The following is a 24,773-nucleotide window of genomic DNA, read 5'->3' on the forward strand; positions in this document are numbered from 1 at the left end:
GTGGTTTGTGCTGAAGAATTGGATGCGACAGCGATTGGATGAGTTTGAGAACTTTCGAGATTGTGTGGATGCTGCGTTCAAGCAATGTCCTAACGTATGCGCGTAGAGCTATAAATCTCGGTGGTAACAAGGCCATCCATAAACATCAGCCGATACTGCTGGCGCAGTTCTTCGACATCGTCGAGTGCCTGTTGAGCGTCCTGCTCGGAGAGTGTGCGTAGTTCTCCCATCGCTTTGTGTGTCGCACGGATCAGTTTTGAGGTATACCGTCCTAATCTAGATAAAGAAATACTCGACGCTTCCCAGAGCCTTTCCGGCGAAGCAGTTTTGCCAAGTTTCGTATTAGATTTAATGCCAATTTGGACATAAGGTAGAAGACCTAATTAGAGAGACTTGACTGTCGACAAGTTCTAGTAGGTACTTCCTGCGATCTAATTGAATTCTAATTAGATAGAAGATCTTTAATTGGAGTTGTACAAACTCCCAAAGCCTGATGTCAACCTATCCTTTCATGCAAGTTGATGCCTTTACCGATCGCCCTTTGGGTGGTAATCCCTGCGCTATTGTTTTCGATAGCGATGGCCTAAGCGATGAAACCATGCAAGCTATCGCTTGTGAGATGAACTTGGCTGAGACTGCGTTTGTTCGGCAGTCACAGGTAGCTAACTTTGGGGTGCGTTACTTCACCCCAGCCGAGGAAATCCCCTTGGCTGGCCATCCTACCATCGCGACCACTGTTGCCTTGATCAAATCTGGTCGGTTGCAGCTAAGGAGTGAATATACCGCCATCACCCTGGAGTTGAAAGTGGGGCCGATTCAGGTCGAGATCTACTCAACGCCGAACAGCCTGGAGCAGGTTGTGATGACGCAGAAGAAACCAGAATTTCTGGCTGTCTATGAGCCTCTTGATGTCATGCGCTTGTTTAGCCTCTCTGCGGAGGAGAGCTTGCCTGGTGCACCTATTCAAACTGTCAGCACCGGCACACCTCAATTAATGGTGCCACTCAAGGATCACGCTGCCCTACGCCGAGCCCGACTCAATATCAACGCCTATAATGACTTCCGCGCTGCTGCTGACTTCTTCAGTCCACACTTGTTCTGCTTGGGTGGAGCTACGCCTGTAGGACAAACCTTCGCACGGCAATTCGGCACGCCTCCAGATTTGCCTGAAGACCCAGTCACCGGCTCTGGCACAGGTTGCATGGCCGCTTATCTGTGGCGTTATGGCTTAATCGACCAGCCGAAGTTTGTTGCCGAACAGGGGCACTGGATGAACCGACCTGGGCAAGTGAACGTAGAAGTGATTGGTCTACCGGCAGCCATTGAAACGGTCAAAGTTGGTGGCAGTGCGGTGGTTGTTCTTCAGGGCGAGTTGATGCTCTAGGCATCTAATTTCAGCCCAGCCTGGAACCTCATGATTTGGCTTAAAATATTTTGCAAGTTTCTATGCAAAAAATGGCCAGGAAATCCAGACTTAGTAAAAATCTATAAGCCTCTATTTCGAGTCGAAAAAGAAGAGGCTCAAGAGAGCAAAGAAAAGCACAATAACGATGGGATCCATAAACTTTTTCCTTCGTGTTTCTCTTTCTTCATGGGCAGCAGAAGAGCAGCCGGATAAATAGCTCGGTCGAGCGCCGATCAAGAGTTCAATGCTTACCCGAACTGAGGCGAAATGAGGGAAACAGACCATGAGGGAAATACGACCGTCAGGAGGGTGAAAGCCGCTCTGCTTCTAGCTTCCAAGTCGCTCAGAACGAGCGATAATAGATCTAGCGAGAGCAGAAAGCAGGGCTTTATGAAAATCCAATCCTCAGTGTTAGTCCATCTTGGATTTGGTAAGTATGTGCGCTCCGATCAAGTCACAGCAGTTGTACCGATTGAAGAGGAACGTGGACCGGGTCGGCGTACTTTTGTGCACCTCGACGGTCAGGTAGATCCGATTATTGCTTCGCGTGCTGAAGACACCATTGTGCGTGACTTGGTTCAAGAGCCGCGTGAAGTAATTCAGTCTCGTCAGCAGCAAGAAATTCTGCGCGATTTGCTATCGACATTAGGTGGTGTTAATGGCACAGTGCGTCGGATTAGCCGCGACGAGGGGGGCCTTGATCTTGACCGCCTAGAGCGGCGTATCCACGAAGTTCTCGAAGACTAATTCAGGTAATGGGTCTGACGTATGATTCAGACCCATTGACTACAACCAGCAAGTGTAAGACCAAGCTAAGCGGAGAGAACGATTTGCAACCTGCAACTATTGGCGCCACAGCTTCAGAGCAGGCAGCTACCAGAACCCGGTTGTGGATGCCGGAGCGTGTCCTATTCACCCCAGCTGCCTTAGAAGAGCCCTGGGGCCAGCAGATTCTGAGTCGAGTGCAGGCTCTCAACCTGCCTATCGAGGAGCTGCCTCGCAATCGCTTAACTGGGTTGCGCGGCGAAGACGAGCGGGCCACTTACGATATTGCCAAGCGCACGCTAGCCGTTGTAAACGCGCCGCCTAGTGCTTTTAAACTCAGCCCCATTCCCCCATCGGCAGATTGGCAGTTTCATCTGGCCGAAGGGTGCCCAGCCCACTGTCAGTATTGCTATTTAGCCGGTAGCTTGCAGGGACCACCCGTGATTCGCGCCTTCGCTAACCTGCCACAAATTTTGGCCAACCTAGCAGCTTACGAGCGTTCAGCCACTACGACGTTTGAGGTCAGCTGCTACACCGATCCTTTGGGCATTGAGCACTTGACGGGTAGTTTGGCAGAGTGCATCCGCTATTTTGGCACCAGGGAAGCTGGGCACCTGCGCTGGGTTTCGAAGTTTGATGGAGTCAGCGAACTGCTTGACCTGCCCCACAATGGTCATACCCGCTGTCGCATGAGCGTCAACGCAGCTCCCGTCTCAGGCCGGTTTGAAGGCGGTACGGCTTCGGTTACGGCCCGATTGGGAGCCCTGCGGCAACTTGCCTTACCTCACACTCAAGGTGGTGGCGGCTACCCAGTGGGACTGGTGATTGCGCCGATCATGCCTGTGGAAGATTGGCCAGAGCACTACAGCCGCTTGTTAGATTCGATCAGCGAAGCGCTTGATTTCGACTGTGACCTGACCTTTGAATTGATCTCCCATCGCTTTACACCTGGTTCTAAAGAGGTGCTGTTGAACTGGTATCCGCAAACCAAACTGGACCTGGATGAGGAGAAGCGCAGCACCAAGCGCAATAAGTTCGGCGGCATCAAGTATGTCTACGATTCGGAGACGATGGCTCAGCTACGTCGCTTCTTCGAGCAGGAGATCGCCCGTCGTTTTCCTCAAGCGCGCATTCTTTATTGGACGTAAGATTGGGCGTAACTTCTCCGACTGGTTTGAATTAACTCTTTAGCTTAAGCATTAAGTCCGAAGCACTTGAGCGCTTCGGACTTAATTTTTGAGATTCAAGACAGGCTAGCCAAAATCAGTTCACAAAGAACTGCGCTCGACCAGCAATGTAATCCCACGAATACCAATAACGTCGACTGTCTGTTCAGGTAGTAGGGTGATGTCTTGTTCGCAGCGGGCAGGCCACCACGAGCCTTGAAACTGCACACGCCCTACTTCACCTGGCCGGATAATTTCATCTACTGTGGCTCTCAGCGTCCTGCTACCCGAAGTTGAGTAATTCACAGGCGTTTTCTCGCGATGTTGCTGTTTGGCTTGAGCTCTATTAGACCAGTGAGAAGATAGGTTTTCGATAAAGGTGAATTGCATCTACCACTTCCTCCGAATCACGTACTAACCGTTGACAGAGAAAGCGAAAAGGACTGTAATAATATAGAGCAGAGAGTGCTGAGTATTAACGTCCTGAACCTCTCCAATCTAGGCTGGGCATTACAGAATTAAGATTCGAGTAGAACATTTAAAATCTCCTGGTTGGCTCGTTGCATATTCTCAGAATAGGAACTAGATCCGTCATTCTGGAGTTATGCAAGACCAGAAGCTCAATTGGCTCGCTTGAGGGTCCTGTTAACAGCCAAATCCATCATCCGATCGGATGAGAAAACAGAGCCAAAATCCAAACTGGTCCCAGGCTCAGGCAAAACGGCAAGTGCCTGCTTTGTAAACTACGCTTTGTAAGCCACAGCCTCACACCAAGCTTGAGCAAACCAACTATCTCTGTGCTGGCTCCAAGCTCTCAAAGTATTGCCCATCTCCGCACAGGATTGGTGCCGGGAAGAACCTGCATTCTCTTTGGAGCGATTTGACTGTTCGTTTGAATCACTAGCCTCGATCTGGAGTGCGAGATATTCTGCAATCAAACTCAAGTTCTCATAGCATTGGTAAGAGGCTGAAACTTTAATATTGGTAAAACCTGCTTGCCGTAGTAAAGCACCTAGCTGTCTGCCAATATAGGGATCGCCGCCATTACGCTGTTGGATTTGCTTATAGTACGCAAGAGCCTCTTCCAATTCGGCACTTGCTGGAGCTAGGAGAAAGCCACCCCAGTCAGGACTGCGCAAGCCCACCACACCACCCGGTTTCAAAACTCGGTGCAGTTCTTGTAGAGCTTTGACTGGCTGTTGTAGATGCTCCATGACTGCATGCGAGAAGGCAGCGTCAAAGCAATGGTTAGCAAAGGGAAGCTCATAAATACTGCTGACCTGAAAGCGAAGATTACTAAGCCCTGAGGCTACACTACGCTCACGCGCAACTTGAATCTGGGATGCTTCTAAATCGACGCCCGTAACCAATCCTGGCGAAATTAAAGGGGCAAAACCCAGAGTAATGGTGCCAGGTCCACAGCCACAATCTAGCAGGTGAAAACCAGGACGCAGGTAGGCCCTAAAGAAAGCAGCGTGACTATCAACTGTTCGTTGAGCCATGAAAGTTGTGGCGTTAGCAGAATAGCCTGGGGTGTATTTTTCCATCTGGCCCTTGTGACTTGTTTCGTTTGAGCAGTTTTGTCTGGGCGATCTAACTTGAGGCGCTCAGTTTTGAGGGGTTCAGTAAGGCTGAGCATTGCCTGCTTAGCCTTACCTGCGTCTTGGGTCGGGCGTGCAATAAGCTTTCCAACCAACCGGTTGGTTACTAGAGTACAAGCTTTTTAACTGAAGTCAACCCAGAAGCCAACCAGTTGGTTGGTAATCTAAACGCAGACCTCTCTCGTCGCAGTTTTGCTGCCATTTGTTCTGCTATGCCTTATGACGCTGAAGCAACCAAAAGGCGGATCTTCGAGGCGGCAGCTGCTGAATTTGCTGAACGCGGTATTGCTGGCGCTCGGATTAACCAGATCGCCGAGCGAGCGAGAGCGAACAAGCAGCTGATTTACGCCTATTTCGGTGACAAAGAGCAACTGTTTGCAGCCGTCTTGCAACAACGACTCGAACAGTTAGCAGAAGCGGTCGTGCTAGATCCAGATCGGGTGCCTGAGTACGTCGGCGAATTGTTCGATTTCCATGCTGCTAACCCTGACCTCGTTCGGCTGGTTCTGTGGGAGGCGCTGCATTGTGAGCCTGGGCAGGTGCCAAACCAAGCAGGACGAGCCGAACGTTACCGGGAAACAGTCACAGCTCTGGTCAATAGCCAAAGCGTTGGCAAAATGGACGCAAGCCTTGAGCCTCGCCATACCTTGTTCATGTTGCTCTCCTTGGCAGGATGGTGGTTTGCAGCACCACAGGTAGCCCACATGATGATCAATGCGGATCCTAGCTCTGCGCCGGTTTTAGCAAATCATAGAGCCCATATTGTCGAAGCAGCCCGTCGTCTTGTGGCAAGTACTACTTCCAAAGTGGCACCAGAAGGAGAGGAAACAGAACCTAAGACTTCTACCTGAGTAGAACTTTGTAGCAAGACGTTCTAGCTCAGATCACTTGGCTGATTCTGGCTTGACTGGTTAAGTTAAGCCAGGGTTAAAACAGCAAACTATCCAGCTGACGTACCTCCTGTGAGAGAAATTGGTTTCGGTAATAAGTTCAGTAAGATTTAGAAATGAGCAGTAGGAAGCTTGTTTTTGCGAACTTAACTGCATTTTGGCAAAATAAATCAGTCAGAAAGAAGATGCAGAACTTAGTAGGCAAAGAGCTAAGTTAAGAGGGTTGAAGCTGAACAGCCTTGCGAGGAATTTTTCGCGAGGCTTAGGTAAGCGTAACAGGAGATAGAAGATGACTGATAACAAAAAACCATTTAATGAGCATGATGCCAATCGCGATCCGCTATCGGGTGAAACGGGTTCTCACCCAGTAGGAACTGGAGTTGGTGCTGCTGGTGCTGGTGCTATTGGCGCAGCAGTTGGTGGTATTATAGGCGGTCCTGTTGGCGCTGTAGTCGGTAGTGCGATTGGGGCTGTAGTTGGCGGCATTGCTGGTAAAGGCGTCGCTGAATCAGTCAACCCAACTGTAGAAGACGAGTACTGGCGCGACAACTATGCAACACGCCCTTACGTTGAACAAGGCCATCAGTACGAAGATTATCAGCCTGCTTATCGGACCGGTTACGAAGGGTATAACCGCTATGCCAGCACTGGTAGAAGCTACGATGAAGTAGAACCAGAACTGCAAACCGATTACGAAAAGAATCACGGTGGAGCTGGCTTAGGCTGGGATAAAGCCAAGCACGCTGCCAAGGACGCTTGGCACAAAGTTGAGAATGCACTCCCCGGTGACAACGATCAGACTGATCGCACTCGGACCACTGCGGTAAATGCAGTCGAGCAAGACGCAGCTGATGTCAAGCTTTACGAGGAGCGGTTAGTTGCAGATAAGCACCGCGCTAAAACTGGAGAAGTTGCAATCGGTAAGCATGTCGAGACTGAAACTGCCAGAGTTTCAGTGCCGGTTGAAAGAGAGCGAGTAGTGATCGAACGCGTCAACCCCACTGGCGAAACGGTTGTTGCTCCCGGTACCGTAGATTTCCGGGATGGTGAAGTCGCTCATGTAGAAGTCTACGAGGAGACTCCAGACATCCACAAGGAAGCTTTCGTCCGTGAAGAAGTGCGGATCAAGAAAGAAGTTGACCGTGACGTTGTCAACGCTGAGGAGCAAATTCGCCGCGAAGAATTAGACCTGGACAATACAGGTCGTCCGAACATTGACCGTAGAAGTTAATTATCGGAGTATTCGCGTCCTCGTGGCTTTGTAGACTGCCAGAACTCAGGTGATAAACCTGGGGAGCCTTTCTAACTAAGGCCATCAAGGTTAGCCCGAGCAGAACTGTGGTTCTGCTCGGGTTTTGCGTCTGATTTAGAGCCAGTTTTACTTTTCGATCCAGGTTCACTAGCCCCTACGACAAGCTCTCTAGACTGTGTCTAAGCTGTCGTCGATCTCAGCACTGACCCTACTGACACAGCTTTTACCCGTATACTTGGCTAGTTTGTCGATGTGTTGAGCGCGGCCTTGGGTATAGACCTACGGAGTTACGTCTTTCTGGACAGCCTACAGCCCCAGCATGCAGCCTACTTGGGAACAGTTGCGCTAGGATTCTTGCCCTTGCCTGGGGATGCCTCGCTATGGATTGAAATATCCCCTGGCATCGAGATTAATCGGATCACGGATGTGGCTCTGAAGTCAGCAGATGTGCGTCCAGGTGTGCAAGTTGTTGAACGGCTCTACGGTCTTCTGGAGGTTCACTCCACCAGACAGGGCGAGACACGGGCAGCCGGCAAAGCTATTTTGGCAGCCCTTGGGGTCCGAGCGCATGAATGCCTGAAGCCACGGGTGATTTCCAGCCAGATTATTCGCAATATTGACGCTCACCAGACCCAACTGATTAACCGCACTCGGCGTGGGCAAATGCTTCTGGCCGGTCAATCGCTCTACGTACTCGAAGTTGAACCTGCCGCCTACGCAGCTCTGGCTGCCAACGAGGCCGAAAAAGCTGCCCTGATCAACATCTTGCAGGTTTCAGCTGTGGGTAGCTTCGGGCGGGTTTATTTGGGGGGTGAAGAGCGAGACATTATGGCGGGCTCCAGTGCGGCACTAGCTGCAATTGAAGGTGTGGCAGGCCGCGAAAATCCGGCTGAAGGCCGCAGAGAATAGCGTAATTTCTGATTGACTAGATTCGGGATCCGAAGGCCCACGCAGCTCAGCATCGGGAACGCAGTTATGGCAAATCTAGAGCATCTTGCCCTCCTGAGAAAGGGAGCCGTCAAATGGCTTGAGTGGAGAACCGCTCACCTACAAATAGAGCCGGATTTGAGCGAAGCGAATCTCAGAGAAGCCAACTTGAGAGGGGCGAACTTCCAGGACGTCAACTTGAGAAGAGCTGACCTCTGCAAAACTAAGCTAATTACGGCTAATCTCAGTCGGGCTGACCTCATTGCTGCCAATCTCTATGAAGCGGAGCTAATTGATGCTGACCTCAGCTACACCAATCTGATTGGGGCTGTTCTCAGAGGCGCAGATCTGAGAGGTGCGGATTTGAGCTATGCCAATTGTGTCGGCGCTGACTTGCGAGGTGCAAATTTGCGGGGTGCAGAGCTTAATGAGGCAAATTTAAGAAGGACGGATTTGAGCGAAGCAAACCTTATTGAAGTGAATCTCAGTAACGCAACTCTGAGCAGCAGCAATCTGCATGAAGCTGAACTGGTTGGAGCCCATCTGTATAAGGTTGATTTGCACAAGGCTAACCTCAGAGAAGCCCATGTAAGCGGTGTTTATGCCTTTGCTGCCAATCTCAACGAAGCTTGCCTCTACCGGGCAGATCTCAGCTGGGGCAACTTTAGCAAGGCAACTTGCGTCGGTGCTGATTTTGAAGGGGCAAATTTGCGAGGCGCTAATCTGAGCAAAGCCAATTTGAGTAATGCTAACTTACTGGGCGCTGATTTATTTGGTGCGAACCTCAACCGGGTTAATCTCCAAGGAGCGACTATGCCCGATGGAATTATTCACTATTAACTGAAATTAGTTCTGGCTTAGTTGGGCCCTGCCTTCTAGATTCAAGATCAATGAGATTTCAAGACTAACGAAGACTAACGAGATAACGCCTAAAAGCTTCTCAAACTCCTAGGCGTTAATTGGATGAAAATTATTCAATGCAAATCAGAAGCTAGTCTACTATCGGGCTAAAATCTCATCATCTGTGCTGAAATCGATCTCAGCTTTGTGGCGGTCAGACTTCAGGTAGTCATTTTCTAAAAAGTCCTTCAGCCCGTCGAGCAGCGTGAAAGCTGGACACCAATCGAGTTGAGCCAAGGCTTTATCAACTGAGGTGAAGAAATGCTGTTCCCGGAAAGGGAACGCCTTGCGCTTACCAAAGTTGAATTGGCTGGCATCATAGTGAACTAGCTTTAGGCTTTCCGGAGACTTACCTGCCGCTTCCGCACAGAGGCGGGCCATGCCATTAAAGGTCACGGCACGAACATCACTGATGTTATAAATCTGGCCGAGCGCTTCCTGACGGCCTAAAACTCGCGCCATCGCCACTGCCAAATCTTGAACATGGCCTAACTGAGTGAGGTACTGGCCATTGCCTGGAATGGGAACGGGACGATCGCGCAGAATGCGGTCGAAAAACCAGGCTTCTAAATCGTTGTAGTTTTGAGGACCGTAGATATAAGTCGGGCGAATAGAGGTAAAGGGTAGACCCTCGGCTTTGAGATACGCCTCCGTGTCGTGCTTGCCCTTGTGACGGCTCTTGGGATCTACCGGATCGCCTTCCAAATGAGGCATCAGATCAGAAGCCTTATAGACTCCGGCTGAACTCATGTAGACAAAATGCTGCACCCGCCCAGCAAAGAGTTCTGCCAAGGGTTGAGTATCAGAGAGCTCGCGACCATTGTTGTCGAAGACGGCGTCAAACTGCTCAGCCGCCAATTTGCTTTTGAGCACGTCGGGATCTGTGCGGTCGCCCAGAATGACCCGTACGCCTTCGGGTGAGGGCTTCTTGCCTCGGTTGAACAGGGTGACTTCATGACCGAGTTTCAGCAACTCTTGCGTCAGATACACACCGACGAAACGAGTCCCACCAATGACTAGAACCCGCATAATTTGAGCCCCCACCAACATCCGCACAAGTTTGCGCCTTCAGTCTACCGTGACTTAGTGCTTGTGGCTTAGGCGTCTAAATTGGTGCCCTCTAAACTGGCACGCGCCTTGGCATAGGTGGCCTGCTGCTCCGGCGTGGCCGCCTGCAAACACTCGGCGTGAACCCGTTCAATGCCCTCCAGATAGTCCTGATTCTGAGACAAAATTGGATTACTGCGAGTGGCTGCAATAAATGCCAATTGCGCCTTTAGCGGTAGCTTACGAAATGCTTCTAGGCGTTGTTCTAGTGAAGCCATCTCTTTACCCAATGATTTCGTAATCCTACCAGCATTGCCTAGACCTTACAGGACCTAATGCTTAGCTGAACGGAAAGTTGAATACAACTTCCGATTAGTTGGGGATACTGTGTGTATTATGAAGCACTCAAACTGTGATGCGGCGCTCAAACAGTCACCCTCCAATGGAAAAGCCTCTCCAATTAACCTTCGCCAATGGACGAACGGCCTCTGCCATTCAAGTGGATGACTCTGTAGACCTAACTGCAGCATTGCGTAGGATGGGGCTTCAAGGTCCGCGTCCAGTGCTGGTAGTTGTGGGAGGAGCCAGCCAAATGACAGAAGAGAGCTTGGCACGGCTGCAACAACTGTTTGTTGAAGTGCTAGCGCCACTGGCTAAAGACCTAGACGCTTTTGTGGTCAACGGAGGTACTGATGCTGGGGTTATGCGCATGATGGGACAGGCTCGAGCGAAAACTGGCGCCCAGTTTCCACTGATTGGCGTCGCGCCCATTGGCACGATTGCCCTGCCTCACCAGCCTGCATCTGCGAATCAGGCAGAGCGCTTGGAGCCGAACAATACTCACTTTGTTCTGGTGCCCGGCAACGAGTGGGGAGATGAATCTCCTTGGCAAGCCCGAGTTGCCAGTACCCTTGCCAAAGATGCTCCTTCTGTGACGGTTCTGATCAATGGTGGTGCGATCGCTTTAGTTGATGTGCAGGAAAACGTGAAAGAGGGGCGGCCCGTCGTGGTAATTGCGGGCAGTGGTCGCTTAGCCGACGAAATCGCTGATGCCAGTCTCCATCCGGAAGAGGCGGCACGCCAACCGGTAGCAGCGGTGATTGGCAGCGCTCATCTGACTCTGTTTAACCTATCGGAACCGATTGCTGAATTAGGCACAATACTGAGACAGCATCTGACCAGAGAGAAACCGGCATGAAGCCAACCACTGACGCATTAGACACGAGCCAGCGCAGTTTGACCCTGAAAGCAGCCTGGCGGCGATTCAGTGTCTATGACCGTAGTGCAACTGCGGCCCAAAGGCGCTTTATCCTAATGCGCCAGTCGATTTTGGTCCTAAGTGTTGCGGCTACAACTTTGGCAGTGCTGCAATCCAAGCTGAAGCCTCTGCAAGACTGTCAGACCCTATCAGTCCTGCAGGTCAACTTACCTTGTGGGGATTGGCTCAAGTGGGTCAGTGGCACGCTCTGGTGCTTGGTTATTCTGGCCCCGATCGTGACGAGTACTCTGCTAGCAGGAGCAGTCAAGTTCGACCGAGGCATCAACTACATTCTGTTACGAGCTAGCGCTGAGGCAGTGAAGCGAGAGATCTTTCGCTATCGTGCTCGGACAACCCTTTATAAAGACCCTGCCGTTAGGGATGCCCATCTGGCCCGCGAGATCCAAACCATCGGTGAACGGCTGATGAAAACCCAGGTCAATCAGGCTAGCCTGATGCCCTACGAGGACGTCAAACCTGATCCCAACAATAAAGATGACAAATTCTCTGAATTGAATGCTCAGAATTATTTAAATTGGCGATTAATTGATCAACTAACTTGGTACCGAAAAAAAACACGAGTGCTGGATACACAATGGCAACGTTTCCAGTGGTTAATTTATGTCCTTGGCGGTATTGGGACCTTTCTCGCTGCGATTAGTCAGGAGATTTGGATCGCTGTCAGTAATGCTCTGGTAGGAGCTTTTGCTAGTTTTCTAGAACTTAAGCAAATGGATTCAACCCTGATAGCTTACAATCAGGCCGCCAATAATCTGGAGAATATTCTCTGCTGGTGGTATGCCCTTTCGCCAGATGCTCAGCAGCAGCCAGAGAACTTTGAGAAGCTCGTTGAGAACACCGAAACGGTGATTCAAGCTGAGGGCAATAGTTGGGTTCAAGAAATGCGGGATGCCCTAGCGGGTCTCTACAGTGATAAAGACGAGAACCGGAGAGAAGAACCTGCTCCGGATGATGCGGCTCCGCCCCCTGAGGAAGCTAGCAAAGCTCTTAGCCACTCAACTTCAACTAAAGCGGGCACAAAAGGGGATACAGCTGGCTAGGTTTAGTTGCACTAAGTTCTCCTAAGACACACTCTTGCATCAACAGTGCTGCGAGAGCAGGCATTGCTTTATCTACATTCCGTTTGTAGACTAAAGCAGCCTCTGCCAAAAGCAATCTTGCTCTAAATCAAGTCGAGTCCATTTAGCTTGTAATTAAGCTAAGCAAGCCAGGAGAATTAGTTCGTGCAACCCCTAACTGACAGTGAGTTTGAACCACCCAAGAGGTTGCTGCAAGATAGCAACCTTCTGATTATTTTTTCAGTTTCGCTGATTGCTATCTTAGGAGTTTCTAGCGTCACCCCGGCTTTTCCCAAGCTGGCTGAAGCCTTAAGTGTCCCACCAGAAAAGATTGGCTGGTTAGTAACTGTCTTCACTTTTCCTGCGGTTGTTCTAGGACCAGTATTAGGTTTCCTCGCAGACAAATTTGGCAGAAAGAAAATTCTAACTCCTTCCCTAATATTATTTGGCATCGCTGGGACCGCTTGTGGGTTTGTCCGAGATTTTGACCTCTTGCTGCTGTTACGCTTTTTGCAAGGCATCGGCGCAGCTTCTTTGCTCTCACTCAACGTGACTTTAATCGGGGACCTCTACAGTGGGGACAGGCGTACAAACGCGCTGGGCTACAATGCCAGTGTCAGTAGCATTGGCACGGCGAGCTACCCGATCATCGGTGGTGCATTGGCAGTTTTCGGTTGGCACCAACCTTTTCTGCTGCCGATTATGGCAATTCCTGTGGCTCTCTTCGTCTGGTTTGGGCTGCACAACACTGAGCCTAAGAACCAACAAAGCTTGTCAGGCTATCTGCGGAGTTCTTGGACGATCTTGAAAAACCGTCAGATTATTGGTCTGTTTATTGCCAGTGCCGCTAATTTCGTTTTGCTTTATGGCGCTTATGTCACGTATTTGCCACAGCTAATTAAAGAGTCGTTCCAATCCTCATCTTTTGTGATTGGCTTAATACTCTCTAGTATTTCGGTTTCCATTGCTTTGACCTCGTCTCAATTGGGCAGACTAGCAAAACGGTTTTCAGCTTCAGGTCTAATCAGAGCCTCCTTCGTATTCTATGGGCTCGCTTTACTCACCATTCCCTTGGTTGAAAATCTCTGGCTGCTGTTGCTTCCTTCAGCTCTGTTTGGTGTTGGCTTAGGAATCGGTTTTCCCAGTATTCAAACTCTCTTAGCGGAATTGGCACCTAGAGAATATCTGGCCACTGTGATGTCGGTCAATGGCACCTTTTTCGGTATTGGGCAGACGCTAGGACCGTTGTTGATGGGAGTCGCTTTTAGTTTAGGCGGAATCGATAGTGTGTTTTACACAGGAGTTGGCTTTGCAATTGTGGTATCAGTTGTGTTCCGCTATTGTACTTGTATGTAGTGTTCTCGTGGGAACCAGTTTGGTGAGTAAGGCTCAGTCTTGGCAGAGCTTATGTGCATACTTGTGCCATATTCGTCAAGTACCGAGCGAACAACGCCAAATACTAGCAACTCCTCAACGAGCCTAAATTAAGCTCCGGTAAAGGCGACAGTTATTTTGGGAAAGTATCTAGCAGAGCTAGCCTCCTCTCTATTTGGCAGCCCATTCAAAAGCAGAAATTGTCTAAGAAACTTGGACTCATGGGGTGGATCAGCTCTTTTATAAGCAGGGCTTATAAGGGTCTAATTTGTGCCTGCGAACACAATTTAGCTGCATATTAATCGTTCTTAAGGGGGACGAGCCATGAGATAAATAGGGGTAACTTTTGGGGGATGAGTTCGTCTAAAGAATCAATGTCGATGAACGCACAGGTTGGTGGCAGCTTATCCAATAAGCTTATTAGCGTTTTAGGAATTTTAGGGGCAGGTGTTTTACTTAGCTTTCCTGCTGGTGCAGCAACTAATACTCACTCTACTGTTTCCAACAATTCAGTTGCCAAGGCTGAGCTAATTGCTCAGGGCCAAGGTGGCGGCTCCAGTGGTTCTTCTGGCGGCGGTGATAGTGGCCTAGGTGGTGCTACGGGTGGCGGTGCTACACCTGGTAGTTCTGGTAGCGGTACAGGTGGTGCCGGCAGTGGTACAGGTGGCACCGGTGGATTTGGTACAGGTGGTAATACTGGCGGAACCACAGGTGGCACGACGGGTGGTACGACCGGCGGTGGCTATACCGGTGGCACCACGGGCGGTAGCACTACAGGCGGTACGACCGGCGGCTACACCGGCGGAACCACGGGTGGCACGACGGGCGGTAGCACCACAGGTGGTACAACGGGTGGCTATACTGGGGGCACCACAGGCGGTACGACGGGTGGCAGCTATACCGGTGGCAGCACCTCCGGCAGCTCCTATTCAGGCAGCGGTTCTACTGGAGCGGTTAGAGGTCTCTGGTAATCCGACTGAGCTTCTGCGAAAGCATATAAAGCTGCAAGAAGGCGAGCCAGAGAGCTCGCCTTCTTATTTAATAGTTTATTTCTTTCGCTCACCTACGCATCTGCAGCTGTTCCAGTAACCTGACCGAGCGTTGATCAGCAATATCAGAGGCTGCAACCAGTAGGCAACGGCCAGCTTTGAGTTCAATACCGTAGTAATCTGAGCGTTCGCTCTTGTGAACATGCCAGATTCGATGCACGGGGAGGCCGTCATCTAGCCATTCCCAGCCCGCACTTGAAGCAAAGCGAATGGTGCCCTGCTGACTTTTTAGCAAGGGATTGAACAGTAGAAACAGAGACATAGGTTCTCCAAGTTTTTATCGAGAGGTTAAAAGAAGTTAAAAGAGAGGAAATTGAAAAAAGGATTCTCTTAGAGAATTACTCTAATCTAGCCTGCTGAGGCAGGCGGTCATCAGGGTATTACCTTACCAGCCCCATCATCAGCGGAAACCTGCTGCAAGGGACGCCAATGAACTTCCCGTCCTCCACCAACTTCAACCACGATTTTGACGCGGGGTTCACGGCTTGGTAACAGAGAGAGAAACCGGAGTTCCTGATTAGTTAGTAGGCTGCCATCGTAGAACCAGAGTACAAAACCTTTCCCTTTAGGGGGTAAACGATCCAGGTGGTACTGAATGATAGGGGGGTGGAAGTAGGTCCGGATCTCCTTCTTACCTAAGTGCGCAGGACGAGCCCCATATACCTGCGTTAGGTATGCTGCCAGATCACCAATGCCACGACCACTGATCATGGAAATTGAGTAGCCCGCCCCGCGTAGCCGCCGTTGATAGCGCCCTTCAAAGCCGCCCTCTAGGGGCACATACATGCCCAAGGCTCCATGCTTCTCTAAATCCTGAATGATCTTGCCGCCCGCCAGAATAAAAGCCATGCTGGTCAACTTGATAGATACAGACCTTCAATCTGTCCTTCCGTCTCCTATTTAGCTTCTGCTACAAGGATAAGACGGCGATGAAGCCAGCACGTGATGGAAGCTACCTAAGCCCAGAGAATTTACGGTACCTCCTAAAAGCCACTCCTAAACCTTGGTAAGCGATCTGCTGCGCTTTGGAAGTAGGCAAAAGGCATAAAAAGTAGGTCTTTAGCCAAAAGAATTACTAAGGCCAGAGAGAAAGTAGGTAAAGGTAGGAAAAAGTAGGTTAAAGGGCTTCTGAATCCACACAGTGTGGTGTGTGCCTACTAGGATGTTTAGTGAATCAGTTCCAGCGATAGATGTCTTGAAGTGGGGTGTAGTTAATATGTCTGGGGAAAAGGCTTCAGGACGCAACCTCAGTTTGGTTCCCTTGTACATGCCTAGATAGCCCGTATCTTACCATCTCAGTCTTAACCAGTTCACTCGAAAGAAGTTTACAAAACCCTTGACAGATGTTAAGACTTGGACAAGCTAGGAACTCTGGGTAGACAGGGAACTTGCGCCTTTGCGACAGTCTGCAGTAACGAAGACGTAACCTGAGTTGCGCATTAACGCAATTCGGGGTGCAGTGGGTGCCATGAACTTCGAAGCTACCCCTCAGTGTTGGTGCCTCTACTGCCTCTTTAAGGTTTGATAAGGGTTCTCCTACTTGTCCGTGCCATGTGAATCAACTAGCTGAGTGGACCTAGTTGATTAGTCGTTGCCCCAGTTGCTACGTGACAACTTGTCAACAGAGTGAGATTTCTACCTATTCCTCAGCTTTGGGTACCTCAGCTTCGCAACAACATGGTGGAAAGGAAGCTTTCTAAGCTAGCAATATCGACGTCTATTACTGCATTCCTTGCTGCTGATGGTAGGCAAACAGGGCGGAATCGAGCTTTACTTAGCCCTACCAACCCAAGACCCACGGGTGCCAGCCCTTGCTGTACTACCCTTTTAGGAGTATGTACGTTGTTTATGAGTCCGACGTACCATAACTCAGATGATCCTTAGGTTATCCATTTTCATCAATACTATTTTTTTGAGTTTTGGCAGACACCATGACTTTCTCCTTATCTGAAGCATTACGCGGCTTTGAGCTACGCCAGAGCCACTTGACGCGACTGTTCCCTGACTATTGCTTGCAGCAACGACAGCAACAGTTGCTCATTAGACTTCAGCCGAGCTTGAATTTCGACCAGTGGCAATCTACCAATGCTAGTGAACCTAGCATTGGCGATCCCAATCTTGATGAAGCCAGGGCAAAGCTAACTGCTTATCTCACTCGACAAGCTGAACGTACAGTATCTAGTTGGTTAACAGGTCTGCCAGTTTCTAAACCCCAACGTCCTTTAAAGCAAAAATTGTGGCAAGGCCTATGTCAGGCTGGCCTGGTTCTGGAATTGCTGATTCGGATTCCGGTCTTGTTACTCGAGTTGCTCATAGCTTTCCGGCTTTCACAGCAGGTGCCATTTCAGCATTGGTCACCCGAATCGCGAGCTAAGCTGACACAGCTCTTGCAATTTCGTCAACTAGTTGAGGATCTAAAGCAGGCCCCCATTAGGGCAGTGCAAATAGATCCAGATTTGGGTAAGGAGAGGCTCAGGCTTTGGGTCGAGGCAGGTGAGCAGGCCGGTAAGCTGTTGTTTCTGCGTCTTCCTTCCGCTCGTGAGTTACCGCAAAAGCGCAAGCCATTTACTTGGAGATTAAAGCGGCTGTTGGACTGGCCTGTAGCTCTGGCATTACTGATCTGCCTCAGCCCAATAATGCTTACCCTAGCGTTACTCATCAGGGTTCACTCATCAGGGCCAAGCTTGGTACGCGAGTGGAGAGTTGGAGCGCGAGGCCAGCTCTTTCGGGTGTTTAAGTTTCGCACTGCGGCAGTGAGTGGTTTAGCCCCGTTGGGTGCTTGGTTATGTAAACAAGGCGTTGATAGTCTACCTCAATTGTTGAATGTATTGCGAGGGGAAATGAGCTTGGTGGGTCCACATCCTCGATCACCTGATGAGGTAGCCGATATCAAGAGTTCAGCCCGGGCTGTATTTAATGCTCGCCCGGGTCTGATCAGCCCACAACCATCAACTACAGCAGATTTTGAGGCATCTGTTTCTTCGGGCTGGACCTATATACAGAATTGGTCACTACAGCGGGATCTACGTCTGATGTTGCTAGTAATTCTTAGTTTTCTTGGCGGAAGCAGATAAGAATCCCTTTGCTGATGAAAAGACATGTGACTTTCGATACATCGGGATGTTATGGATCTGTTGCATCGTTCCCCAGCAAAAAGCACCGAGTTTCTTAACCACAAATTAGCCAATTACTAAGCTAATCGTCCTGATAATGTCCCTAAGCATTGAATAGATAAGTGGAAAAAGCTACTAGAATGCCCCGTGCTCCTGCGCACTCTAGTTGATCTCCTAAGTCACTGTTTCAAGCTCGACCCTGTTGATTTCTTAAAGGAATAATGCTGAACACGCTTCCCTCCCTAGCTAGTTAGGCTAGTGTTCTCTAGGGGGTGCTTTCCCCTTAAGTTTTTCAACATCTCAATAAACTTAGGATCAACCACAACCTTGTAGCCTTGCCCCGACTCTTTGCTAATTAAGGTTGTCGTTAATCCTCCTCCAATCTGTTCAGACAGACGCCGAGAGCGAACTGAACAGGTCCGGATAGCTGATAGGCTAGTTGGTTTAGCCTATCTAGCTTTCCGGGAGAGATACTTATTTAGAAATAGACTGTTCAGTTGAGAGAATTTACTGCTGAAACTCACTCCGGTAGGGCTAGATGAACGCTTCTCAGATCCCAATGCCTCAAGAGAATTCTGCTTCCCATCAAGTTCAGGTAGAAGATTCTTGCCCCAATTCCGTTACGTTTGAGCAGCAGCAAGACCGCCTATTCGTAGGCGGATCCACGCAACCTAGCTCCCAATACTTACTTCTAGAACTCAAATCGCTCGTGAATTGGCTGTATAGATCTTCAGCGCAGCAAATTTACTTAAGCCCAAGTTTGAGTGAGGCTAAATTGAAGCTTTGGGCCGATGGTTGTGCCCAGACCAAGAGGCCGGCATTTATTCAGGTTCCTCTTCATTCTGAGTTGCCTCAGAAGCGGAGACCAGTCAGCTGGTTGTTTAAGCGGTTGATAGATCGCGTTGCTGCTGCGCTGATACTTTTGCTGGTTAGTCCGGTCATGTTGGGTTTGGCCTTGGTGGTTCGAGTTCAGTCTCCTGGGCCTATTTTCTTTCGGCAGTGGCGGGTAGGTGAGCAGGGCAAGTTATTTCAAGTTCTCAAGTTCCGCACAATGGTCGTGAACGCTGAGCAGTTGCACCATCAAGTGATGGGTAAACAACAGGGTTTACACAAGCGGGAGGATGATCCCCGCATTACCGCTTCAGGACGGTGGATGCGCAAGTACAGCTTGGATGAGTTGCCGCAGTTAATTAATGTGCTGCGAGGGGAAATGAGTTTGGTAGGTCCTCGGCCTTGGGCTTTGTATGATGCAATTCGGATTAGCCCGGAGGGACAGAAAAGATTGAATGCGCTGCCGGGTATTACTGGAGCTTGGCAGGTGGAGGCTCGCTCAACGTTGTTGGATTTGGATACGGTGAATCGTTATGACTTGGAGTATTTAGATGAGTGGTCCCTGTGGCGAGACTTTGAAATTCTACTCATGACAATTCCTAAGGTACTTTCAGGATTTGGAGCCTACTAGTTAGATCGTTGAGAACAATAATTTCTCAAGCTTCCAACTTCTAAACTTATTTCTGTTGAGTGTTATAATCTAGCGAAGCCTATCGATTGCATAGTGGCTAACGAATATCTTATGGTAGTCTATTACCCCTCTTTCAATCCTTTTCACGATTGAGCACAAAGGCACTGCTTCTTGGCCCTATTGTTGGAGAAAACCTAAATGTTTGGTGTCACTGTAAACCACTTCCATAAGCAAAATTACCCTGCATCAGTTAAGAAGTCTACAGAATTCTCACTAGCACTCCTAAAAAATTGCCCAGAGGTGACCTCAATAATTCTGGTGGATGGCTCAACCGAACAAGATTTAGAATTGAAAAATTACTGTGAATCTCTAGGTGTAATTTACAAACATGCTGGGAGGTTAATGTCATTCGCAGAGGCCTATAATTATGGAGCAAGCTTCTTAAAAGAGGACTGGATTACTACAATGGCATCTGATATTTACGTTTATCCGGACACCTTTTCCAAGTTCAAAGAGTTCATAGAAAAGCATAAGCACCTAAGTATTGGATGCCTGATTCCATATTTATCGACAAGTGATTTTCCAGTACAACAAACCTCCCAAACAGCTAGAAGGCACAACTGTTATGCTTCTGTAATGACCTTTAATCTGAACATATTTCCAAAGCATGTATTCAAAAGTATTGGAGGTTTGTCCACAAAATACACTGGTAACTTCAATGACATCAAGGCAAGTTTAGAGTTGCAGAGGCTAGGCCTGGAGATTTTTCTTGTAGATGTATATGTACAGCATTATGGGAGTTTGACGCTCCGCCATGGCAGTAATGCCAGCAGTAGTCAACATGACAAAGAAAGATTTTACCTAGAGCATCCTGAGCTTACGTGTGAAGGCGGACTTTGGAATTTAAGACTTGACTATTTTTTCCGCAGCCCTATTATTAAATATATATATCGTCTTTCTAGTAATATTCGAAATCGAAATGTTAGGGAGAGATTGATAGGACTTGGAGGGTGGGTGTATAGATTTGTTCCTAGGCTTCAGCGAATTGATTCTTAGACGTTTAGCCTTGACAAAAAAACAACTGAGGTAGCATCAGCTCTAGTGCAGAGCTGATGCTATAGTGTCGTAAATTCCATTTTCCGTGTAGACCCATTGAGAGAAAATTCAGGTGTTCAGAACTAGCCTTAATTGTTCATTAACAAGCAGGCTTCTAGATAAGTCATGAGCAAAATGCCTATAAAGATCTCAGCTTGGGTTAAAAAGAAGGCTGTTAAAATTACCTCTTGGCCGAATAAAGTTGACACTGCTGTTCTTTATATTGAGGTAAGAAATGAGTAGTTTTCTCACTAAAGCTGTTAAAAATTCTACATGGACAGGAATTGGATCACTTGGTACCGCGATTCTAGGTTTTCTATTCGCAGGTACCACTATCCGCTGGTTGGGAGAGGCAGAGGCAGGGTTTGCCATTGCTATTAGCACCATTGCTGGAATTAACAATACTTTTAGTGGCTTAGGTTTAGGTGCTGCTGCTACTCGAGTTATCAGTAGAGCTTATGCTGAAAACGATACCGAAACGATAAAAAAAGTGACTGGCGTTTGTTTCTCAGTATCACTTGCTTTTGGTCTTTTAGGGTTTCTTTTATTTACTGGAGGTGCCTCAGCCATCGTGGGTTGGGCAAAGTATGAGGGCGATCCTACCAAAGGGCAATGGTATTGCATCTTAGCTGGTTTATTCTTTCTCTTTAGTCAAATCTCAAACTACTTCATCATTTTACTGACCTCTATACAACGCTTTGATTGGGAGGCCAAGCTTGTTCTTGCTTTTAATTTAGCGAATGGGCTGGGTGGACTCATCTTACTCAGAATGTTTCCCAGTATTCTTACAATCGGCTTCACCTTAACCACAGTGTCTGCTATTCAAGCGTTGTCAGGGGGGCTGATCGTTGCGAAGTTATTTGGTTTTTATTCATTACCCTCTTGGCACAAGGCAACATTTTTAGAGCTTTGGTCTTTTGGACGCTGGATGTATTTAACTCAAATCATGGGTTCGCTGGCGAATGGACTAGACAAAGTTTTTCTAGTCTCCTTATTTGGTAGTGCCTCTTTGCCCTTTTATACCTTTGCTCAGAGAATCTATCAGACTGTTCATACTACGCTGGTGAGCCAAGCGAAATACTTGTTCCCCATGCTTGCAGCACAGGGAAAAGAGATTGATATAGTTGCTGAGAGAACCGAGGAGCGCTTGTGTTGGTTCATTAGCTTAATCGCTAGCCTTATCTACTCGGGGCTAATTATTGCTGGACCAGCTCTAATGACCGTTATTGTTAACATCCAGTTTGCTAGAAATGCTGCATTCCAACTGTTTATTTTCTCTTGCGTTGGCTACATTCAAGCTTATTCAATCGTGCCATTCTTCTTTGGTTTAAGCAAAGGTGACGCAAAGGGAAATTGGATATACCAAACTATCACCGGGGTTGGAATTCTTCCTCTTATAATCCTGTCGTCTCTTGTACTTGGCTTTAAGTATGCGGTCCTTGGAAATTTAATGATCTTAGTAGGGGTTATTTATCTTGCTCGACGTGGCAAAGCCAAAGTAGATTGGCAAACTTTCATGTTCCAGTTAGTCAGTCCTCTGTATTCATCCCTGCTGATAATGGGTCTAGCATGTGTAATACATCTTGTTCTAACTCTTCAGAACGCCACTGTTATTACACAGTTTGTGGCAATGGGGGCTTTTTATCTGCTGGTACTATTCTCAATTGCCCGTCTCGAACAGAAGTATCTAGGTGGAAGACATCGATTAGAAACGCTTGGGCGTGCTCTATCCTTGATTCTATCCAAGTTAGGACTCCCCAGCGAGTTTTTCTTGCGTATACTTGGCATTCCAGTTTTAAGTAAGTAGGAGTTATAGCAACCATTGAAGACTATCGCGCTTATTGACACTGCCTGGACTGGTCACCATCCAACCTATTTCAAGCTTTTTACTAAGACTCTATTGGAATTGGGGCATCAGGTTATGGCTTTCTGTCCTGAGCCTGATCAATTAAGAGAGCAGATCAGTCAGAATTGTCCAATTTTGAGCGAGCGACTTCATGCATTTAAGATCTGTGAACCACAGCTCAGCCAATTTCCAATTCCGAAACTACGTGCAACACTCACTACGCTGGCACGGTGGCGTTCTGCCTCAGCTAGCCTTAGCAAGGCTATTGCAACAGTTGGAACTTCTCCTGACCTAGTCTTCTTCTGTTGGATTGATCATTATCTAGGAGCCTATCTGTTGAAATATTGGGTGGACAAAGTTTTCCCTTACCAATGGTCTGGGCTGTACTTCCATCCAACTTATTTAAGATTAGAACAAGAGCGTATACCCAAGAATTCTGCTCTTAAGTCTTCCTCCTGTTCAACTGTCGCGATCCTTGACGAGGGAGTTACCGAAAAACTAAAGGATGTTATGGGAGGAAAACCTGTCATAACGTTCCCTGACTTTACAGATGAATCCTCTCCTGATCTTGACTTTCCAGTTGTAGGGGAAATTCAGCGAAAAGCTAATGGAAGAACAATAGTCAGCCTACTGGGATCTCTGCAAAAACGAAAGGGCTTTTTAACCCTTCTAGAAATTGCTCAGAGATCAACGGAACGAGATTGGTTCTTCGTCTTCGCTGGCTATCTAAATGAAAATACCTTCTCTCCACAGGAGTTAGCCAGGATACAAGATTTTGTTGAAACAACACCATCAAACTGCCTTTTTCATTTTGAACGAATTCCTGATGAACCCCAGTTCAATGCTTTAGTTGATGTATGCGATATTTTATGGGTTGTGTACGATAATTTTCCTCATAGCAGCAATATGCTTGCCAAAGCAGCCGTTTTTCAAAAACCTGTGCTTGCAAGTAACACTTTCTGTATTGGTGAGAGGGTTCGCCAATTTCAACTAGGCTTAGGGATTGATGAGGGGGATGTAGATCAAGGTATAAAAGCTCTAGCTCAGTTATGTGGTTTGAGTCACAAAGGCAGCTCGTCAGAACTACAATTTGGCTTTGAAAGCTACAAATGCTTACACTCGACTAAACAACTTAAGATAGCGTTTAAGGCTGTTCTAGATTTAATCTGAACTTTCTAAAGAGATTAGCCCTATTGCATTACCGACATTTAGAGACTGAGGCTATGGTGACATCAATCAAAACAACGACTAAACCGGCTACGTACTACATTCTATTAATCATTGCTTTTATTGGTTTTTACGGGAGCCTACTAATTATTTTTGCTCGAGATACTACCCTGGCTCGTGGAGGGGTACTTCCTTTAAGTAATGCGCTGACTTATATGGCCCTGCTCCTTCCAGTAGGTTGCGCTTTTTATGTAGATCCTATGTTTCGTTCCTGGCTTACGAGCCCGTGGGGGATTTGCTATATCCTAGCCATGATTTATTACGCTATTTTAGGCATCCTTCAAGAATTTGATGCTCTTTTTTTTGCATCGGATTTGTACCTGGTTATAGCACTGCTTACAGGTATGGCGCTGTTTAGATTGGCCATGAGGTTGCCAAATCCTGAATTTCATTTTTCTGTTCCCGCTCTAGTTTCTACGTTTATCTTGCACTATGCATATTTATATGCAGTTCCTGTAAGTGAGGTATTTGAGTCAGCCAGGCTGCTTACTCAGAACAATATTGGTTATGTTTATTCTGCCGTTTTACTGCCTCTAACTGGCCTCGGACTAGGTACATTAGCACGAAAAAACTTAGTTTGGTTTGGAGTGTTTTTGCTATCTATTGTGATACATGTTTACAACGGCGTGTTGGTGGGTTCAACTCGGTCAATTGCACTGAGCTTAGCTACAGTTCTTCTATTCTCTACAGTAGGTGCTTTGTATAAAATTCACCAAGGGGTAATTACTAAAGCTAAGTCTGTATATGGAAAATCTATCATCTTAGCAGTTATTTGCTCCTTAGGAATATTGCTAGCTATCCTGAGCGGTAATCTTTTCGCGACTTCTAGCACCATTGCTGCGAGGCAAAATGATGACACAGGAGCCCTTCGGATTATTGAAAAGGATTCGGCGTTTGCTGAGTTGAGTGACTTTCAATATTATTTCGGAGGTGGGTTGGGCCATACCTTTCAATCAACTCAAGGGTATGAAAGCTCTGCTCTTCATATCAGCATCTACACTTTCTGGCTAAAATTCGGTGGTATCGTTTTCTGGCCCATTGCTATTTTCCTGTACATAGTTATGCCGCTCACATTCTTTATAGCTTGGTTGAAACCTGATTATTTTGACTCAAAACTGCGCAGTGCAATTTTGGTAGTTCTTCCAGGCTTATTCGGCTGGGTTTTCTTGCTTTCTATCTCCGGTGGATATTCGGAACATTCATTTTTAGGTGCCGGCTTCTCTCTAGGAGTATTCCTGCACGTGAAGCAACAAGGCCTTTACCCCTTATTGCCAACTTCACGAATTAAAACTTTTGAGAACAGCGCTCAATAAAACG

Annotated in this window: 24 protein-coding genes and 1 pseudogene; 18 read left to right on the forward strand and 7 right to left on the reverse strand. The window is 48.0% G+C overall.

The features are described from left to right. Window positions 1–106: pseudogene (locus H6F94_RS12735) on the forward strand (IS630 family transposase); the annotation flags it as partial. Here H6F94_RS12735 and H6F94_RS12740 read toward each other — a convergent pair. Then, window positions 90–230: a hypothetical protein gene (locus H6F94_RS12740; protein WP_190802623.1), complete on the reverse strand. Its 141-nt coding sequence runs from the start codon at window positions 228–230 to the stop codon at window positions 90–92. The pseudogene H6F94_RS12735 and the gene H6F94_RS12740 overlap by 17 nt on opposite strands. Before the next feature lie 263 nt (window positions 231–493). Between H6F94_RS12740 and H6F94_RS12745 the strand changes: the two genes are divergently transcribed. From H6F94_RS12745 to H6F94_RS12755, 3 genes are all read left to right on the forward strand, one after another. Then, the gene (locus H6F94_RS12745) at window positions 494–1,384 is read left to right on the forward strand and encodes a PhzF family protein (RefSeq protein ID WP_190802624.1); all 891 of its coding nucleotides are present in this window, start codon (window positions 494–496) and stop codon (window positions 1,382–1,384) included. Window positions 1,385–1,795: 411 nt separating this feature from the next. Further along, window positions 1,796–2,152 carry a hypothetical protein gene (locus tag H6F94_RS12750; RefSeq protein WP_190802625.1) on the forward strand — a complete coding sequence of 119 codons (357 nt, stop codon included), beginning with the start codon at window positions 1,796–1,798 and terminating at the stop codon, window positions 2,150–2,152. Window positions 2,153–2,235: 83 nt separating this feature from the next. After that, the gene (locus H6F94_RS12755; protein ID WP_242041169.1) at window positions 2,236–3,318 is read left to right on the forward strand and encodes a spore photoproduct lyase family protein; all 1,083 of its coding nucleotides are present in this window, start codon (window positions 2,236–2,238) and stop codon (window positions 3,316–3,318) included. 120 nt (window positions 3,319–3,438) lie between these two features. Here the strand turns inward: H6F94_RS12755 and H6F94_RS12760 are convergent, their stop codons facing one another. Continuing rightward, complete coding sequence (locus H6F94_RS12760) at window positions 3,439–3,726, reverse strand: NfeD family protein (protein ID WP_190802626.1); 288 nt, start codon at window positions 3,724–3,726, stop codon at window positions 3,439–3,441. A 353-nt stretch (window positions 3,727–4,079) separates the two neighbouring features. Next, the gene (locus H6F94_RS12765; protein ID WP_190802627.1) at window positions 4,080–4,838 is read right to left on the reverse strand and encodes a methyltransferase domain-containing protein; all 759 of its coding nucleotides are present in this window, start codon (window positions 4,836–4,838) and stop codon (window positions 4,080–4,082) included. Window positions 4,839–5,149: 311 nt separating this feature from the next. On the opposite strand from H6F94_RS12765, the gene H6F94_RS12770 reads away from it, so the two are divergent. The 4 genes from H6F94_RS12770 (at window position 5,150) to H6F94_RS12790 (ending at window position 8,846) form a co-directional block, all read left to right on the forward strand. Continuing rightward, window positions 5,150–5,788 carry a TetR/AcrR family transcriptional regulator gene (locus H6F94_RS12770; RefSeq protein ID WP_190802628.1) on the forward strand — a complete coding sequence of 213 codons (639 nt, stop codon included), beginning with the start codon at window positions 5,150–5,152 and terminating at the stop codon, window positions 5,786–5,788. A gap of 328 nt (window positions 5,789–6,116) precedes the next feature. Further along, the gene (locus H6F94_RS32325; RefSeq protein ID WP_242041170.1) at window positions 6,117–7,058 is read left to right on the forward strand and encodes a YsnF/AvaK domain-containing protein; all 942 of its coding nucleotides are present in this window, start codon (window positions 6,117–6,119) and stop codon (window positions 7,056–7,058) included. 276 nt (window positions 7,059–7,334) lie between these two features. Further along, the gene (ccmP, locus tag H6F94_RS12785; protein ID WP_524537850.1) at window positions 7,335–7,988 is read left to right on the forward strand and encodes a beta-carboxysome protein CcmP; all 654 of its coding nucleotides are present in this window, start codon (window positions 7,335–7,337) and stop codon (window positions 7,986–7,988) included. 66 nt (window positions 7,989–8,054) lie between these two features. Then, complete coding sequence (locus tag H6F94_RS12790) at window positions 8,055–8,846, forward strand: pentapeptide repeat-containing protein (protein WP_190802629.1); 792 nt, start codon at window positions 8,055–8,057, stop codon at window positions 8,844–8,846. Between the two features lie 159 nt (window positions 8,847–9,005). On the opposite strand, the gene H6F94_RS12795 is transcribed toward H6F94_RS12790, so the two are convergent. Together H6F94_RS12795 and H6F94_RS12800 are read right to left on the reverse strand one after the other, a co-directional pair. Then, a complete protein-coding gene (locus tag H6F94_RS12795; RefSeq protein ID WP_396426431.1) occupies window positions 9,006–9,956 on the reverse strand; it encodes an NAD-dependent epimerase/dehydratase family protein in 951 nt (316 codons plus the stop codon). A gap of 47 nt (window positions 9,957–10,003) precedes the next feature. Then, window positions 10,004–10,231: a hypothetical protein gene (locus H6F94_RS12800; RefSeq protein WP_190802630.1), complete on the reverse strand. Its 228-nt coding sequence runs from the start codon at window positions 10,229–10,231 to the stop codon at window positions 10,004–10,006. Window positions 10,232–10,395: 164 nt separating this feature from the next. Here H6F94_RS12800 and H6F94_RS12805 point away from each other — a divergent pair, with 164 nt between their 5' ends. The 4 genes from H6F94_RS12805 (at window position 10,396) to H6F94_RS12820 (ending at window position 14,635) form a co-directional block, all read left to right on the forward strand. Next, window positions 10,396–11,151, forward strand: a complete 756-nt coding sequence (locus tag H6F94_RS12805) for a TRP family putative cation channel (protein ID WP_190802631.1) — start codon at window positions 10,396–10,398, stop codon at window positions 11,149–11,151. Further along, complete coding sequence (locus H6F94_RS12810) at window positions 11,148–12,272, forward strand: DUF4231 domain-containing protein (protein WP_190802632.1); 1,125 nt, start codon at window positions 11,148–11,150, stop codon at window positions 12,270–12,272. The genes H6F94_RS12805 and H6F94_RS12810 overlap by 4 nt, the downstream gene beginning before the upstream one ends. Window positions 12,273–12,455: 183 nt before the next feature. Beyond that, window positions 12,456–13,646, forward strand: coding sequence for an MFS transporter (locus H6F94_RS12815; RefSeq protein WP_190802633.1), 1,191 nt, complete (start codon window positions 12,456–12,458; stop codon window positions 13,644–13,646). 392 nt (window positions 13,647–14,038) lie between these two features. After that, on the forward strand, window positions 14,039–14,635 hold the full coding sequence (locus H6F94_RS12820; RefSeq protein WP_190802634.1) for a hypothetical protein: 597 nt from the start codon (window positions 14,039–14,041) through the stop codon (window positions 14,633–14,635). Window positions 14,636–14,723: 88 nt separating this feature from the next. Here H6F94_RS12820 and H6F94_RS12825 read toward each other — a convergent pair whose 3' ends face one another. Further along, window positions 14,724–14,975, reverse strand: a complete 252-nt coding sequence (locus H6F94_RS12825; protein ID WP_190802635.1) for a hypothetical protein — start codon at window positions 14,973–14,975, stop codon at window positions 14,724–14,726. 110 nt (window positions 14,976–15,085) lie between these two features. Beyond that, window positions 15,086–15,562 carry an NAD(P)H-quinone oxidoreductase subunit N gene (gene ndhN, locus H6F94_RS12830; protein ID WP_190802636.1) on the reverse strand — a complete coding sequence of 159 codons (477 nt, stop codon included), beginning with the start codon at window positions 15,560–15,562 and terminating at the stop codon, window positions 15,086–15,088. Between the two features lie 1,082 nt (window positions 15,563–16,644). Here ndhN and hepC (H6F94_RS12835) point away from each other — a divergent pair. The 6 genes from hepC (H6F94_RS12835) to H6F94_RS12860 all read left to right on the forward strand — a co-directional run bounded on the left by hepC (H6F94_RS12835) (window position 16,645) and on the right by H6F94_RS12860 (window position 24,769). After that, a complete protein-coding gene (gene hepC, locus H6F94_RS12835; RefSeq protein ID WP_190802637.1) occupies window positions 16,645–17,787 on the forward strand; it encodes a heterocyst development glycosyltransferase HepC in 1,143 nt (380 codons plus the stop codon). Window positions 17,788–18,364: 577 nt separating this feature from the next. Next, window positions 18,365–19,288 carry a heterocyst development glycosyltransferase HepC gene (gene hepC / locus H6F94_RS12840; RefSeq protein WP_199320390.1) on the forward strand — a complete coding sequence of 308 codons (924 nt, stop codon included), beginning with the start codon at window positions 18,365–18,367 and terminating at the stop codon, window positions 19,286–19,288. 198 nt (window positions 19,289–19,486) lie between these two features. Further along, window positions 19,487–20,344 carry a glycosyltransferase family 2 protein gene (locus tag H6F94_RS12845; RefSeq protein WP_190802638.1) on the forward strand — a complete coding sequence of 286 codons (858 nt, stop codon included), beginning with the start codon at window positions 19,487–19,489 and terminating at the stop codon, window positions 20,342–20,344. A 274-nt stretch (window positions 20,345–20,618) separates the two neighbouring features. Beyond that, entirely contained in the window at window positions 20,619–22,190 is a 1,572-nt protein-coding gene (locus H6F94_RS12850; protein ID WP_190802639.1) for an oligosaccharide flippase family protein, read from the forward strand. 15 nt (window positions 22,191–22,205) lie between these two features. Beyond that, window positions 22,206–23,399, forward strand: coding sequence for a glycosyltransferase family protein (locus H6F94_RS12855; protein ID WP_190802640.1), 1,194 nt, complete (start codon window positions 22,206–22,208; stop codon window positions 23,397–23,399). A 53-nt stretch (window positions 23,400–23,452) separates the two neighbouring features. Beyond that, complete coding sequence (locus H6F94_RS12860; protein WP_190802641.1) at window positions 23,453–24,769, forward strand: hypothetical protein; 1,317 nt, start codon at window positions 23,453–23,455, stop codon at window positions 24,767–24,769. Window positions 24,770–24,773 lie beyond the last annotated feature (4 nt).

The organism is Leptolyngbya sp. FACHB-261, from assembly GCF_014696065.1.
Classification (GTDB): Bacteria; Cyanobacteriota; Cyanobacteriia; order FACHB-261; family FACHB-261; genus FACHB-261.

Bases quoted from the DNA above. Each gene is read 5' to 3' on its own strand.
- H6F94_RS12740 (WP_190802623.1), bottom strand. From the start codon at position 230: ATGGGAGAACTACGCACACTCTCCGAGCAGGACGCTCAACAGGCACTC.
- H6F94_RS32325 (WP_242041170.1), top strand. From the start codon at position 6,117: ATGACTGATAACAAAAAACCATTTAATGAGCATGATGCCAATCGCGAT.
- H6F94_RS12770 (WP_190802628.1), top strand. From the start codon at position 5,150: ATGCCTTATGACGCTGAAGCAACCAAAAGGCGGATCTTCGAGGCGGCA.
- H6F94_RS12845 (WP_190802638.1), top strand. From the start codon at position 19,487: ATGTTTGGTGTCACTGTAAACCACTTCCATAAGCAAAATTACCCTGCA.
- H6F94_RS12745 (WP_190802624.1), top strand. From the start codon at position 494: ATGTCAACCTATCCTTTCATGCAAGTTGATGCCTTTACCGATCGCCCT.
- H6F94_RS12765 (WP_190802627.1), bottom strand. From the start codon at position 4,838: ATGGCTCAACGAACAGTTGATAGTCACGCTGCTTTCTTTAGGGCCTAC.
- H6F94_RS12805 (WP_190802631.1), top strand. From the start codon at position 10,396: ATGGAAAAGCCTCTCCAATTAACCTTCGCCAATGGACGAACGGCCTCT.
- H6F94_RS12790 (WP_190802629.1), top strand. From the start codon at position 8,055: ATGGCAAATCTAGAGCATCTTGCCCTCCTGAGAAAGGGAGCCGTCAAA.
- H6F94_RS12820 (WP_190802634.1), top strand. From the start codon at position 14,039: ATGTCGATGAACGCACAGGTTGGTGGCAGCTTATCCAATAAGCTTATT.
- H6F94_RS12825 (WP_190802635.1), bottom strand. From the start codon at position 14,975: ATGTCTCTGTTTCTACTGTTCAATCCCTTGCTAAAAAGTCAGCAGGGC.
- H6F94_RS12760 (WP_190802626.1), bottom strand. From the start codon at position 3,726: ATGCAATTCACCTTTATCGAAAACCTATCTTCTCACTGGTCTAATAGA.
- ndhN (WP_190802636.1), bottom strand. From the start codon at position 15,562: ATGGCTTTTATTCTGGCGGGCGGCAAGATCATTCAGGATTTAGAGAAG.
- H6F94_RS12795 (WP_396426431.1), bottom strand. From the start codon at position 9,956: ATGTTGGTGGGGGCTCAAATTATGCGGGTTCTAGTCATTGGTGGGACT.
- H6F94_RS12810 (WP_190802632.1), top strand. From the start codon at position 11,148: ATGAAGCCAACCACTGACGCATTAGACACGAGCCAGCGCAGTTTGACC.
- H6F94_RS12850 (WP_190802639.1), top strand. From the start codon at position 20,619: ATGAGTAGTTTTCTCACTAAAGCTGTTAAAAATTCTACATGGACAGGA.
- H6F94_RS12800 (WP_190802630.1), bottom strand. From the start codon at position 10,231: ATGGCTTCACTAGAACAACGCCTAGAAGCATTTCGTAAGCTACCGCTA.
- H6F94_RS12750 (WP_190802625.1), top strand. From the start codon at position 1,796: ATGAAAATCCAATCCTCAGTGTTAGTCCATCTTGGATTTGGTAAGTAT.
- H6F94_RS12860 (WP_190802641.1), top strand. From the start codon at position 23,453: ATGGTGACATCAATCAAAACAACGACTAAACCGGCTACGTACTACATT.
- hepC (WP_190802637.1), top strand. From the start codon at position 16,645: ATGACTTTCTCCTTATCTGAAGCATTACGCGGCTTTGAGCTACGCCAG.
- hepC (WP_199320390.1), top strand. From the start codon at position 18,365: ATGAACGCTTCTCAGATCCCAATGCCTCAAGAGAATTCTGCTTCCCAT.